Annotated in this window: 8 protein-coding genes; 3 read left to right on the top strand and 5 right to left on the bottom strand. The window is 75.7% G+C overall.

The genetic code is table 11. From position 1 onward, the window contains the following. The 5 genes from AB0N04_RS38075 to AB0N04_RS38055 all read right to left on the bottom strand — a co-directional run. Nucleotides 1–5612, bottom strand: a 5612-nt coding sequence (locus tag AB0N04_RS38075) for a type I polyketide synthase (protein WP_363365729.1), incomplete at its 3' end; no start/stop codon positions are given. Between the two features lie 259 nt (nucleotides 5613–5871). Then, on the bottom strand, nucleotides 5872–6102 hold the full coding sequence (locus tag AB0N04_RS38070; RefSeq protein ID WP_360222570.1) for an acyl carrier protein: 231 nt from the start codon (nucleotides 6100–6102) through the stop codon (nucleotides 5872–5874). Next, nucleotides 6099–8063, bottom strand: a complete 1965-nt coding sequence (locus AB0N04_RS38065; protein ID WP_360222567.1) for an HAD-IIIC family phosphatase — start codon at nucleotides 8061–8063, stop codon at nucleotides 6099–6101. The genes AB0N04_RS38070 and AB0N04_RS38065 overlap by 4 nt, the downstream gene beginning before the upstream one ends. Nucleotides 8064–8124: 61 nt before the next feature. Continuing rightward, nucleotides 8125–8886, bottom strand: coding sequence for an alpha/beta fold hydrolase (locus AB0N04_RS38060; RefSeq protein ID WP_360222564.1), 762 nt, complete (start codon nucleotides 8884–8886; stop codon nucleotides 8125–8127). A gap of 103 nt (nucleotides 8887–8989) precedes the next feature. Continuing rightward, complete coding sequence (locus AB0N04_RS38055) at nucleotides 8990–9766, bottom strand: AfsR/SARP family transcriptional regulator (RefSeq protein ID WP_360222561.1); 777 nt, start codon at nucleotides 9764–9766, stop codon at nucleotides 8990–8992. A 228-nt stretch (nucleotides 9767–9994) separates the two neighbouring features. Between AB0N04_RS38055 and AB0N04_RS38050 the strand changes: the two genes are divergently transcribed. The 3 genes from AB0N04_RS38050 to AB0N04_RS38040 all read left to right on the top strand — a co-directional run bounded on the left by AB0N04_RS38050 (nucleotide 9995) and on the right by AB0N04_RS38040 (nucleotide 13676). Beyond that, entirely contained in the window at nucleotides 9995–10225 is a 231-nt protein-coding gene (locus AB0N04_RS38050) for a DUF6059 family protein (protein WP_360222558.1), read from the top strand. Between the two features lie 207 nt (nucleotides 10226–10432). Next, entirely contained in the window at nucleotides 10433–12139 is a 1707-nt protein-coding gene (locus AB0N04_RS38045) for an AAA family ATPase (RefSeq protein ID WP_360222555.1), read from the top strand. Nucleotides 12140–12626: 487 nt separating this feature from the next. Next, nucleotides 12627–13676 (top strand): LLM class flavin-dependent oxidoreductase, encoded by a 1050-nt coding sequence (locus tag AB0N04_RS38040; protein ID WP_360222552.1) that lies wholly within the window; start codon nucleotides 12627–12629, stop codon nucleotides 13674–13676. Nucleotides 13677–13709: the final 33 nt, after the last annotated feature.

Raw genomic sequence — 13709 nt, 5'->3', positions numbered from 1 at the left:
AGCCAGTAGTGGTGGTGGGTGAAGGGGTAGGTGGGGAGGGGGAGGTGGGGGTTGGGGGTGTGGTTGGTGGGGTGGTGGCCGTGGGTGTGGGTGGTGGCGAGGGCGGTTTGGAGGGTGTGGGTTTCGGGGTGGGGGTGGTGGAGGAGGGGGGTGGTGTTGGGGGTGAGGGGGGTGAGGACGGGGTTGGGGCCGAGTTCGAGGGTGAGGGTGATGCCGGCGTTGGTGAGGGTGGTGGTGGTGTCGTGGTAGCGGACGGGTTGGCGGATGTGGTTGGTCCAGTGGGTGGGGGTGGTGGGGTCGCCGGTGGTGGCGATGGGGGTGTGGGGTTGGTGGTACGTCAATCCGCTGGCGACGTTGTGGAAGGCGTCGAGGATGGGGTCCATGTGGGGGGAGTGGAAGGCGTGGCTGACGGTGAGGTGTTTGGTGCGTCGGCCTTGGGTGTGGAAGTGGTGGGCGATGTGGGTGGCGGTGTGGTGGTCGCCGGCGATGACGAGGTCGGTGGGGGTGTTGATGGCGGCGATGGTGACGGTGTCGGTGAGGTGGGGTTGGAGTTCTTGTTCGGTGGCTTGGATGGCGATCATGGCGCCGCCGGTGGGGGCTTGGTGCATGAGGGTGGCGCGGGTGGCGACGAGGTGGGCGGCGTCGGGGAGGGTGAGGATGCCGGCGGCGTGGGCGGCGGTGAGTTCGCCGATGGAGTGGCCGGCGAGGTGGTGGGGGTGGATGTCGTGGTGTTGGAGGAGTCGGAAGAGGGCGGTTTCGAGGGCGAAGAGGGCGGGTTGGGTGTAGCGGGTTTGGTTGAGGAGTTCGGCTTCGGGGGTGTGGGGTGGGGCGAACATGAGGTTGCGGAGGGGTTGGTCGAGGTCGAGGTGGGGTTGGAGGGCGTCGAGGGCTTCGTCGAGGGCGTGGGCGAAGGCGGGGTGGGTGTCGTAGAGTTCGCGGCCCATGCCGGGGTGTTGGCTGCCTTGTCCGGTGAAGACGAAGGCGAGGCGGGCGGGGGTGGTGGCGGTGCCGCGCAGGAGGGCGGGGTGGTCGTGGTCGTGGGTGAGGGCGTCCAGGGCGGCGAGGGCGGTTTCGCGGTCCGTGGCCAGCACCGCGGCACGGTGCTCGAGTCCGGCTCGTCCGTTCGACAACTGGGCTGCCACGGAGTTGAGTTCGATCGACGGGTGGGCGAGCAGGTGGTCCCGGAGCCGCTCGGCCTGGGCGCGCAGGGCGGGCGCGTCCTGAGCGGAGAGCGGCCAGAACGCGGGCCCGGCGGCCGGGGCCGGCACGGGTTCGGTGCGCGCGGGCGGGCTGGGCGGTGCCTGTTCCAGGATGACGTGCGCGTTGGTGCCGCTGATGCCGAAGGAGGAGACGGCGGCGCGGCGCGGCCGCCCGTGCTCGGGCCAGGCGGTCTGCTCGGTGAGCAGTTCGACGGCCCCGGTCTCCCAGTCGATGTAGGGCGAGGGCGCGTCCACGTGGAGGGTGCGGGGCAGCACGCCGTGCCGCATCGCCTCGATCATCTTGATGACGCCGCCGACGCCGGCGGCGGCCTGGGTGTGGCCGATGTTGGACTTCAGCGAGCCCAGCAGGAGCGGGGTTTCACGGCCCTGACCGTAGGTGGCCAGGAGTGCCTCCGCCTCGATCGGGTCGCCGAGCCTGGTGCCGGTGCCGTGCGCCTCCATGGCGTCGACCTGGTCGGGGGTGAGGCCGGCGGAGGCGAGGGCCTGGCGGATGACGCGCTCCTGCGCGGGCCCGTTGGGGGCGGTGAGGCCGTTGCTGGCGCCGTCCTGGTTGATCGCCGAGCCCCGCAGGACGGCCAGGACCTGGTGGCCGTGGCGGCGGGCGTCGGAGAGCCGCTCGACCAGCAGCAGGCCGACGCCCTCGGACCAGGCGGTGCCGTCGGCGGAGGCGGCGAAGGCCTTGCAGCGGGCGTCGCCGGCCAGACCGCGCTGGCGGCTGAACTCCAGGAACATGCCCGGGGTGGCCATCACGCTGACGCCGCCGGCGAGGGCGAGGTCGCACTCGCCCTGGCGCAGGGCCTGGGCGGCCAGGTGCAGGGCGACCAGCGAGGAGGAGCAGGCGGTGTCGACGGTGACGGCCGGGCCCTCCAGACCGAAGGTGTAGGCGATCCGGCCGGAGGCGACGCTGGACGTGGTGCCGGTGAGCAGGTACCCGTCCAGTCCCTCGGCGGGCTCGTGCAGCCGGGCCCCGTAGTCGAGGTTGGTCGCGCCGACGAAGACGCCGGTCGCGCTGCCGCGGAGCCGGTCGGGCGCGAGGCCGGCCCGCTCGAAGGCCTCCCATGCGGTCTCCAGCAGCAGGCGCTGCTGCGGGTCCATGGCGAGCGCCTCGCGCGGACTGATGCCGAACAGCCCGGCGTCGAACCCGGCGGCGTCGTGCAGGAACCCGCCCTCGCGGACGTAGGAGGTGCCGGGGTGGTCGGGGTCGGGGTCGTAGAGGGCGTCGAGGTCCCAGCCGCGGTCGGTCGGGAAGGGGCCGATGGCGTCGGTGCCGTCGAGGACGAGCCGCCACAGGTCCTCGGGGGAGGCGACCCCGCCCGGGTAGCGGCAGGCCATCGCGACCACGGCGATCGGGTCGTCGTCCGCCGTGGACGTGCGGGTGGCCGGTGCGGCGGCGTCGGGGCCCTCGGCGCGCTCGTGCAGCAGGCGGACGACGGCCTCGGGCGTCGGGTGGTTGTAGACGAGGGCGGAGGGCAGGCTGAGGCCGGTGGCGGCCTGGAGCCGGTCGCGCAGTTCGACGCCGGAGAGCGAGTCGAAGCCCAGGTCCTTGAAGCTGCGAGCCGGGTCGACGGCGTCCCCGGTGACGTGGCCGAGCACGATGGCGGCCTGGGTGCGGACGAGGTCCAGCAGATCGGAGTCCGTGGCCGGACGGCGAGCGGGTGCATCGCCGGGGGCGGACCGGGTGTGCTCCGGGGCCCGAGCCTCCGTGCCGTCAGGGTCAGCCGTACCGTCCGGGCCGTCCGGGCCGTCCGGCGCGAGCGGGGTGTCCAGCCAGTGCCGGGAACGCTGGAAGGCGTAGGTCGGCAGTGGCACCGCCCGCCCGCCCGGCAGGGCCGGGGAGCCGCTCCACTCCACCGGCGCGCCGTGCGCGTGGGCGCCGGCCAGGGCGGTGAGCAGGGTGGTCGCCTCGGGCCGGCCGCGGCGCAGCACGGCGAGCAGGAGGTGGTCGTCGCCGGTGCCGGCCAGGCTGTCGCGACCGAGGCCGGTCAGGTGCGCGTCCGGGCCGAGTTCCAGGAACACCCGGGCGCCGGCGCGCCGCAGCGTGTGCAGCCCGTCGTGGAAGCGGACGGCCGCACGGATGTGCCGGGCCCAGTACGCGGGGGAGGTGAGCTCCTCGGCGGTGGCGAGCTCCCCGGTGACGTTGGAGACCACCGGGATCGCGGGCGGGCGGAACTCCAGCCCCGCGGCGACGCGTTCGAACGCGGCGAGGATCGGGTCCATGTGCGGCGAGTGGAACGCGTGGCTGACGGCGAGCCGCCGGGTGCGGCGGCCCTGCGCGGCGAGTTCCCCGGCTGCCCGCAGTACCTCCTCCTCGTCGCCGGAGAGCACGACGGCCTGCGGGCCGTTCACGGCGGCCAGCGACACCCGGTCGGAGAGCAGCGGCAGCACCTCGTGCTCGGCCGCGGCGACGGCGACCATCGCCCCGCCTCCGGGCAGCTCCTGCATCAGCCGGCCGCGGGCGGCCACCAGGGCGGCGGCGTCCTCCAGCGAGAGCACCCCGGCGGCGTGGGCGGCGGTGAGCTCGCCGACGGAGTGCCCGGCCAGGTGGCCGGGGGCCGGGGCGAAGCGGCGGACCAGCCGGTAGAGGGCGGTGCCGACGGCGAAGAGGGCGGGCTGGGTGTAGCGGGTCTGGTCGAGCAGGGCGGCATCGGGGGTGCCGAGTTCGGCGAACAGCAGGTCGCGCAGCGGCCGGTCCAGGTGCGGGTCCAGCGCGGCCAGCGCGGCGTCCAGGGCCTCGGCGAACTCGGGGTAGGCGGCGTACAGTTCGCGCCCGGCCCCGGGGCGCTGGCTGCCCTGGCCGGTGAACAGGTAGGCGGTGGCGGCCGGGGTGGTGCCGGCCCGGCCGCGGACCACCGCCGGGTGGTCCTGACCGGCGGCCAGTGCGGCGACGCCGTCGAGGAGCTCGGCGCGGTTGGCGACGAGGAGGACGGCGCGCTCGGCGAAGAGCGTCCTGGTGGCGGTGAGCGCGTGCGCGGTGTCGGCCGGGCGGGTGTCGGGGGTGGTGGCCAGGTGGTCGCGCAGCCGGCCTGCCTGGGCGCGCAGCGCCTGCGGGTCGCGGCCGGAGAGCACGAAGGGCAGCGGTCCGGCAGAAGTGGCCGGGGCGCCGTCCGCGGTGTGCCGGGTGGGTGCCGGATCGGCCAGCACCACGTGGCAGTTGGTGCCGCCCATGCCGAAGGAGCTGACACCGGCGACGAGCCGGCGGCCGTCGTGCGGCCAGGGCCCGGTCTCGGTGCGGACCCGCAGTCCGAGTTCCGCGAGCGGGATCTCCGGGTTGGGCTCCCGGAAGTTGAGGCTGGCCGGCAGCCGGCGGTGGGCGATGGCCAGCGTGGTCTTCAGCAGGCCCACCAGGCCGGCCGCGCCCTCCAGGTGCCCGACGTTGGTCTTCGCCGACCCGACCTGCAGCGGGGCGGACCGTGCGCGCCGGCCGCCGCCCGTGCCGAGGACCGCGCCGAGCGCCGCCGCCTCGATCGGGTCGCCGACCGGGGTGCCGGTGCCGTGCAGCTCGACGTACTGGACGTCGCGCGGGGACGTGCCGGCCCGGGCGTGGGCCTCGCGCAGCACCGCCTGCTGGGCCTCCCGGGCCGGGACAGTCAGCCCGTCGGTGGCGCCGTCGTTGTTGACGGCGCTGCCGAGGATGACGCTGTGCACGCGGTCGCCGTCGGCCAGTGCCCGGTCCAGCGGCTTGAGGACGACGGCCACACCGCCCTCGCCGCGCACGTACCCGTTGGCGCGGGCGTCGAAGGTGTAGCAGCGGCCGTCCGGCGAGAGCGCGCCGAAGCGGGCGCTGTCGGCGCTGGAGGTGGGCGAGAGGATCAGGTTGACGCCGCCGACGAGGGCGAGGTCCGACTCGCCGCGGCGCAGGCTCTCGCAGGCGAGGTGGACGGCGACCAGCGAGGAGGACTGGGCGGCGTCCACGGTGAGGCTGGGGCCGGTGAGGCCGAGCACGTAGGAGAGCCGGTTGGCCAGGATGCCGCGGTGCAGGCCGGTGACGGAGTGGCGGTCGGCGGCGGCCTCGCCGCGCCGGTGGTGCAGGGCGGCGTAGTCGTCCCAGATGGCGGCGGCGAACACGGCGGTGCGGCTGCCGGCGAGCGAGCCGGGCACGATGCCGGCCTCCTCCAGGGCCTCCCAGCCGAGTTCGAGCAGCAGCCGCTGCTGCGGGTCCATCGCGGCGGCCTCGCGGGGCGCGATGCCGAAGAAGCCGGCGTCGAAGTGGTCGACCCGGTCGAGGAAGGCCCCGCGCTGCGGGGCGGCGGCGGACCAGCGGCCGGCGGGCGGTTCTCCCACGGCGTCGGCGCCCCGGCGGAGCAGCTCCCAGAACGCGGAGGGGTCCGGCGCGCCGGGCAGACGGCAGGAGAGTCCGATGACGGCGATCGGGGCGGAGTGGTCGCTGCTCATGGTCTGTGCCGTGCTCCCTCGTAGTGGACACCCAGGTCAGCCCACCGTCACGGGCGTCCCTAACGGAGGCCTTGCGGCCCTCTAAAGCGGGGCGGAACCAGCCGATCCACCGGCTCACCCCACTCACCCAGCCGGCCACCGGCCACCACCACGAGCCGGCCGGCCCGCGGACCACGGGCTCGCGGATCACGGCGCTCGGGCATGCGGCGACGCCCGACCGGTGGTGCGGGTCGGGCGTCGTGGTGGTGGAGGCGCGCCGCTAGACGGGGGCGCTGGCGAGGTCGTAGACCGCCTGGAGCGAGGGCGCCTCCAGCAGGGCGGCCAGCGGCAGGCTGCGGCCGGTCTCCCGCTCCAGCGCGGTGAGCAGCCAGAGCAGGTGCACCGAGTCCCAGCCGGGCACGTCGTCGAAGGAGGCGGTGGCGTCCTCGGTGCCGATCGGCAGGCCGAGTTCGTCCTGGATGAGGGCGATCAGGTCGTCCACGCTGTTCATGCGCGGTCTCCTCGGGGTTCGGTGCCGGAGCCGGGTGCGGCTACGGAGACGGGTCCGGTTCCGGCGCCGGTTTCCGGTGCGGGACCGGCGAGTTCGGAGTCGAGCGTGACCCAGGCGGGCGGGGCGAGCGGTTCGGCGAGGTCGTGCCGGAACTCGGCGGAGGCACCGTCCGCCTGCTCGGCCACGGCGGTGAACCCGTAGCGCGGGAAGAGGTCGCGGACGGTGCCGTTGCGCGCGGAGGGCCGGTAGCGGCCGCGGACCTCGCGGACGCCGGTGGCGGCGGCGTGCCGGAGGATCTCGGCGAGGGCGGCGTGTTCGACGCCGCGGGAGAAGACCCGGCAGCTGAGCAGGAAGTTCTCGACGTCCAGTCGCGCGCCGTCCTCCTCGCGGCGCAGGAGGACGGCGCCGACCAGGCCGTTCTCCCCGAAGCGGTCGGCGGAGCGGACGGCCAGCACCAGGTGGTCCGGGTGTTCGGCCCGGGCGGCCACCTCGGCGGGCTGGAGCCGTTCGGTGGTGAGGTTGAACTGGTTGGTGCGCAGGGTGAGTTGGGAGATCCGTGGAACGTCCTGCGGGCGGGCCCGGGTGAGGCTGACCCGGACGTCGAGTTCGGCCAGGTAGTCGTCGAGGGAGGAGAAGCTCTGGAGGAAGTCGCCGCGGGCGAGCTCCTCCCGGTACCGGGCCGGGCGGGCGCGGTCCTCGGCGGTGGCCTCGCGGACGTCGAACCAGCCGTCGCGCAGCAGCCGGGGCAGGTGCAGGGCGGGTTCGCCGTCGAGGTCGACCACGGCGACGGCGGGCAGGGCGGCGCGGACGGCGCCGCGTTCGAAGGGGCTGTCGTCGGCGAAGACCACGCTGTCGATGCCGAGGTTGAGCGAGTCGGCGAGCGAGGTCAGGTTCTCGTCCTTGGGGCGCCAGTTGGCGATGACCCGGACGAAGTCCTCGGTGCGCAGGACGCTGTCCGGGTGCTCGGCGAGGACCTGGGCCACCGGCTCCGGGTCGTTCTTGCTGACGGCGGCCAGCAGGACGCCCTGGGAGGTGAGCTGACGGATCGCCCGCTGGAAGGTGCGGAACGCCTCGCCGGTGTGGGTGCCGGCGAGTTCGATGCCCTCGGGGCCGTCGTCGCCGAGGATCCCGCCCCACAGGGTGTTGTCCAGGTCGACGGCCAGCACCTTGCGGGTGCGCCCGGTGAGGGCGCGGGCCAGGTGGCCGGCCTGCCGGGCGTAGGCGGTGAGCAGGGCGGGGGAGAGGTGGGCCTTGGCGTAGGCGTCCAGCCGGGGGTCCTGGACCGGGACGCCCTCGTTGGCGAGCGGTTCCAGGTCGAGGACGACGATGGCGGGGTGTTCCTCGCCGATCCGCAGCAGGCGCGCGTTGGCCTCGCGCCAGATCGCGCCGAGCCGGGCCCGGGCACGCAGGTCGACCAGCTGGGCGGTGTGCCGGTGCAGCAGCGGGAGGGTGTTGAGGACGAGCGTGGCGCCGGGTGCGGTGGCGGCGAACCGGGCGGCGAGCCGGCCGAGCAGCGCCGTCTTGGCGGCGAGCACCGCCTCGACGTCGTCCGGCCCCCAGGGGAGGGGCAGTTCGTCCAGGACGACGGCCGGGTCGAGCACGCAGAGGACCAGCTGGGGCGCGGCGGCGTAGAGCCCGGAGCCGGGGTCGGAGAGTTCGAAGACGTAGCTGTCGAAGTCGGTGAAGTGCGGGCGCAGCAGCAGGCCGTGCCGAGCGAGCTCGGCGGTGAGCGCGGGCCGGAGCGAGGCGAGCGTGCCGTGGCCGGTCACCGCGATGGTGACGGCGGTGGTGCCGGGGTGCAGCCGGAGCACCTCGTCGGGGTCGAGCCTGGCCAGCAGGTTGCCGGCGAGGGCGAGTTCGTCGTCGCCGGCGCCGTCCAGCAGCCGGGGTACGGCGGGGTACTCGGCGGCGAGCCGCCCGGCGCGGTGCAGGGTGCGCAGGCCGTCGGTGGTGGTTCCCATGGTGGTGTCAGTCCCTGGGGGTGGTCGGGTCGCGTCGGTGCGGGCAGTCTGTCCGGCGGGGCTAAAGCAGCTCTGAGACCGGGCTGAGCCGGCGGGCGAGCAGGTCCAGTACCTCGGCCCGGTGTTCGACGAGGTAGAAGTGCTCGCCGGGGAAGACCCGCAGGTCGAACCCGGCGGTGGTGTGGGCGGACCACGCGGCCGCTTCCAGCAGGGTGGTCCACGGGTCGTGGTCGCCGGTGAGGGCGAGCACGGGCACGTCGACGGTGGCGCCGGGGGCGGCCCGGTAGGTCTCGATGGCGCGCAGGTCGCTGCGGACCGCGGGCAGGATGAGCTGCAGCGCGTCCGGGTCGGTGAGCAGGCGCCGGTCGGTGCCGCTGAGGTCCTCCAGGTGGGCGGCGAGCCCGGCGTCGTCGAGCCGGTGGTACGCCTCCCGGCGGGCCTGGGAGGGCGCCCGGCGGCCGGAGACGGCGAGGAGTTCGGGGCCGTCGTCGCCGGCCAGGCGCCGGGCCACCTCGAAGGCGAGCGCGGCGCCGAGGCTGTGCCCGAACAGGGCGTACCGGCCGCCGGCGACGGCGGAGCGCAGCGCCGGGGTGACGAGGTCGGCGAGCTCGTTGAGGTTGTCGATGCCGGGCTCGCGGTAGCGGTCCTGCCGCCCCGGGTACTGCACGGCGAGGATCTCCACGGAGGGGTCGACGGCCTCGGCCCAGGGCCGGTAGGTGCCGGCGGAGCCGCCCGCGTGCGGGAAGCAGACGAGCCGGACGGCGGCGTCGGGGCGGTCCTGGTAGCGGCGGATCCAGGTCTGGGCGGGTGCGTGCGGACTCATGGTCGGGCTCCCTGGTGCTGGCGTGGGTGCGTGGGGTGGTGCCGTGGACGTGGGGGGAGGCGGCGCGGGCGGGGAGACGGCGGCCGGGTCGGGGCGGGCCGGTTCAGGCGGCGGTGGAGAGGTCCAGGCTGCGGTCGGAGAGCAGGATCGCCCGGTGCACGTTCTGCAGGGCGGGGCCGGGTTCGATGCCCAGCTCGCTGTTGAGCGTGTGCCGGGTGGAGCCGTAGACGTGCAGCGCGTCGGCCTGGCGCTCGGAGCGGTAGAGGGCGATCATCAGCTGCCGGCGGAAGCCCTCGTGCAGCGGGTGTTCGGAGGTCAGCGAGTAGAGCCGGCCGACGAGTTCCTGGTGCCGGCCGAGGGCGAGGCCGGCCTCCACGTGCTGGTCGACGCAGCCGAGGCGGGCCTGCTCGATCCAGGCCACGAAGCCGTCCAGGATCGGCCCGGCCCGCAGGTCGCCGAGGGCGGGGCCGCGCCAGAGGCCGAGGGCGGCCTCGAAGGCGGCGGCGGCCTGCTCGGGCCGGTGCTGCCGTAGGGCGGCCCGGCCCTCGCCGGTGAGCCGCTGGAACTCCCGGGCGTCCAGCCGGTCCTCGCCCAGCTGGAGCGCGTAGCCGGGCGAGCGGGTGACGATCGGGGTGCCGGGGACGCCGTCCCGGGCGAGGAACTTGCGCAGCTGCGAGATGTAGACGTGGATCGCCGCGAGGTAGCGCCTGGGCGGGCGTTCACCCCAGATCTCGTAGCTGAGCTGTTGGACCGACACCACCTCGTCGGCCCGGACGAGCAGGGCGGCGAGGACGACCTGCATGTTGCGCGCGTTGATGGCGGACGGCCGGTCGTGCGGCTCCGGCCGGATCCGCAGGCTGCCGAGAATTTCGTACCGCATGACTACCCCCAGGTCGGCGTCGTGGTTCGCCACCAATCTGCACCGCGGTGGCGGCCCGGCACATCAGCGGAATTACGTACCGTCCCGGCGGTACGGGTACGAGGGGCCCGGCCGGGCCGGAACGCTTCAGGGCCGGTTTAGGCCTGCTTGAGGCGGCGGCCGGACACTCGGCCGCCGGACCGGTGGGCGCCGGGCCCGCACCCGGACGGAACGGAGAGGCGACGGCTGATGGCACGGTACTGGGCGGGGTGGTGGGAGCGGATGGCGCCCGGGCTGAGCGCGCTGGCGTGCGGCTGGGGCCTGGGGCCGTGCGTGCCGGTGCCGGAGGCGCGGGGGTGGGCGGAGCCCGGTCCGGCGGTGCTGCCGCCGGCCCATCCCGAGCGGCCCGCCGGGCACGTCCCGCCCACGGAGGACGAGCGCGCGCTGTGGCGGCAACTGGACGGCGTCGGCTCCGCTTGAGACCTGATTGCTCGTCAAATACATGTCAGGAATTGCGCATTGATGTGGACGTGGAATTGCGCCGTGTAAATTTTCCATTGCCGACGAGGCCCGGCGCTGGGCGTTTGGCTACGGTGGGCCCATCGCACGCCTGATCGATGAGCGGCGGGGCAGTCGCACTCGGATGGGGGATCCACGAGTGCCGCGCGCTGGAAGGGAACACGACCTATGGCGTCCACGGGGGATCGGCAACCGAACGGCTCGGACCCGGAGGTCCGCACGGCGGAGGCGGCGGCACTGCACGCGGTGCTGGACGCGCTGTCCGACGGGCGGGGCCGGCTGGTGGAACTCGTCGGTGAGCCCGGCGCGGGCAAGACCCGGCTGCTCACCGGACTGGCGGAGGAGGCGGAGCGGCGCGGCGCCGTCGTGCTGCGCGGCCGCGCCACCGAGGCCTCTTCGGCCCTGCGCTGCCAGGTCCTCGTCGACGTGCTGGGCCGCTGGGGCGGCGCCGGCCTGGACGAGGCCCAGCTGGCCGCGCTCGGCGAGCTGCTCCCGCAGCTGGCCCTCGGCCCCGGCCCGCAGACCATCCCGGCGGACCTGCCGCCCGCCTGGTGGCTCTGCCACTACTACGCGACCCTCGTCCAGCGGCTGAGCCTCTGCGCCGGCCGGGGGCTGGTGCTGCTGCTGGACGACGCCCACTGGCTGGATCCGGGCACGCTCGAACTGCTGGAGTACCTCGGCCAGCGGCCGGTCGCCGCCCCGGTCGCGGTGGTCGTCTCCTACCGGCCCCGCCAGGCGCCCGCCGAGCTGGCCGGGACCTTCGCCCAGGGCGTCGAGCTCGGCACCGCGGGGCGGGTCGAGCTGGCGCCGCTGGACCCGCGCCGCAGCGCGGAGCTGGCCGGGATGCCGGTGGACTCGCCGGCGCTGCGGCGACTGCACCGGGAGTCCGCGGGCAATCCGCTCTACCTGCTGACGCTGTTGGACCAGGCGGCCGAGGCGCCCGGCGCGGAGAGCGCGGACGGTGCGGAGGCCGCGGACGGTGCTCGGGCGGCGGCCCCGCCGGAGCCGGTCGAACCGGCGCTGCCGGTGCGGTTCGGCGCCCGGATCTCCGCCGAGTTCGTCGCATTGGACGAGCAGTTGCAGCAGGTCGCCGCGGCCGGTGCGGTCCTGGGCGAGCGTTTCGACGCCGCCGGCGTGGCCGCCCTGATCGACCAGCCGAAGGAGCGGACCTGCGGGCTGCTGGACGGGCTGGTCCGGCGGGACCTGCTGCGGACCGTCCCGGGCACCGACCAGCTCGCCTACCGGCACCCGCTGGTGCGCCGTGCGGTGTACGCGGCGGTGGACGCCTGCTGGCGGATCGAGGCGCACCGCAAGGCGCTGGACTTCCTGTCCGCGCGCGGCGTGCCGGACGCCGAACTGGCCGAGCACGTCCAGCGGTCCGGCCCCGGCGACGGCGAGCGGGACCACCTGGTGCTGGCGGCGGCCGCCCGGGTGGCCCTGCTCACCGGGGACGCCCGCGCGGCGGCCACCCTGCTGCCGGAGGCGCTGCGGCTGCTCGCGGTCCGCGGGAAGGCGCGGGAGGCGATGGAGTTGAGCGCGTTCGCGCTGAGCGTGAAGTCGGCGGCCCGACCGGCACCGGAGCTGCTGATGGGCTGTGGCGTCCCGCTGCCGACCCCGGCCCTTCCGGGAGTGCCGGCGGAACCGGCGGGCGCCGCCGTCGAGCTGTTCGCGGCGCTGACCGAGCGCGAGCGGGAGGTGGCCGACCTGGCCGGAACCGGTCGGCGCACCCGGCAGATCGCGGCCGAGCTGCGGCTGAGCCCGCGCACCGTGGACGTCCACCTGACGCGGATCTACCGCAAGCTCAACATCAGCTCGCGGGCCGCGCTGGCCCGGATGGTGGTCGAGTCCGGGCGGGCCGGCGGCCTGGCGGGGTAGCGCCCGTCCGGCCCCTGCGGCCCCTCCGGCCCTCCGGCCCCTGCGGCCTGTCGGGCCCGGGTGGGTGGCTGAGCGGTCGGCGCGGCCCGGTGCGGTCGGGTGTGGCCCGGCCGCGCCCCCGGGCCGGGCCGCCGCGTGGCTGCGGCGGGCGGCGGTTCCGGCGGGCGGCGGGCGGAGGTTCCGGCGGGCGGCCCGACGGGGGCGACGGCTCCAACGGGCCGTGGGCGAAGGCTCCTTGCTATTCGGAGGGCCCCTCCGTATTGTGTTCGACGCGGCCCGGGACGTCCCCTGTAGCGGCCCTGGCCGCGCCTTCCCGGCCTGCCCGCCGGAGGTGCCGGCCGTCCGCCGGCCCGCCGCCCGCCGGTCGTGCCCGCGCCGCGCGCGGGCCGCGCGCCGTCCCGCCGAGGCACCGGCGCCGGCCCGACCGGCCGCCCGCCTTCCTTCCCCGCCCCGCCCGCCGGGGCCGCGCCCACTCCGGAGGACCCGCATGTCCCAGCCCGGCCCCGTGCCGCTCTCCGTACTCGACCTCGCGCCCGTCCTCGACGGCCGGACCACCGCCGACGCGCTGCACGACAGCGTCGCGCTCGCCCGGGCCGCCGAGGAGCTCGGCTACCACCGCTACTGGGTCGCCGAGCACCACAACGCCCCGGGCGCGGCGAGCAGTGCGCCGGCCGTGCTGATCGGCCAGATCGCCGCTGCCACCAGCCGGTTGAGGGTCGGCTCCGGCGGGGTGATGCTGCCCAACCACGCCCCGCTGGTGGTCGCCGAACAGTTCGGCACGCTGTCCGCCTTCCACCCGGGCCGGATCGACCTCGGGCTCGGCCGCGCCCCCGGCACCGACCCGGTGACGGCCCAGGCGCTGCGCCGCGCGGCCGGCCCGCTCGCCGGCGGGGACTTCCCCCGCCAGGCCGTCGAGCTGCTGGGCTACTTCGACGGCCCGCAGGACGACGCCGCGGCCGGGGTGCGGGCGGTGCCCGCCGAGGGCAACCGCCCCGAGGTGTGGGTGCTGGGCTCCGGACTGGGCAGTGCCGAACTGGCCGGCTCGCTCGGTCTCCCCTTCGCCTACGCGCACCAGTTCAACGCGGAGCTCACGGTGCCCGCGCTGCGCGCCTACCGGGAGGCCTTCCGCCCGTCGGCGGTGCTGGAGCGGCCGTACGCGCTGGTGGCCGCGTTCGTGCTGGCGGCGGAGACCGACGAGGAGGCCGACCTGCTGGCCGGCCCGATACGGGTGGCCGCGATCCGTACCGTCCGGGCCGGCGGGCGGCAGAACGCCTACCCGACGCTGGCCGAGGCGCAGGCCTACGAGTACAGCGCGCACGACCGGCAGATCGTCGACGGCTTCCTCGGGCGGCAGGTGATCGGGGGCCGCGCGGAGGTCCGGCGCCGGGTGGCCGACCTGATCGCGGCCGGCGCGGACGAGTTCATGGCGATGACGGTGGCACCGGACTTCGACACCCGGCTGGCCTCCTACCGGATCCTCGCCGAGGAGGTGGCCGCGCTCGGCTCGGGCCCGCTCGCGGGCGCGCGGCGTGGCTGACGCGCGGGCGGCGGCCCGGCCCCGGTGGGGCCG

It is taken from the genome of Kitasatospora sp. NPDC051702, assembly GCF_040681575.1.
Taxonomy (GTDB): Bacteria; Actinomycetota; Actinomycetes; order Streptomycetales; family Streptomycetaceae; genus Kitasatospora.
Note: the sequence above shows the minus strand (reverse complement) of the source record. Positions and strands in the feature narration are given on the sequence as shown.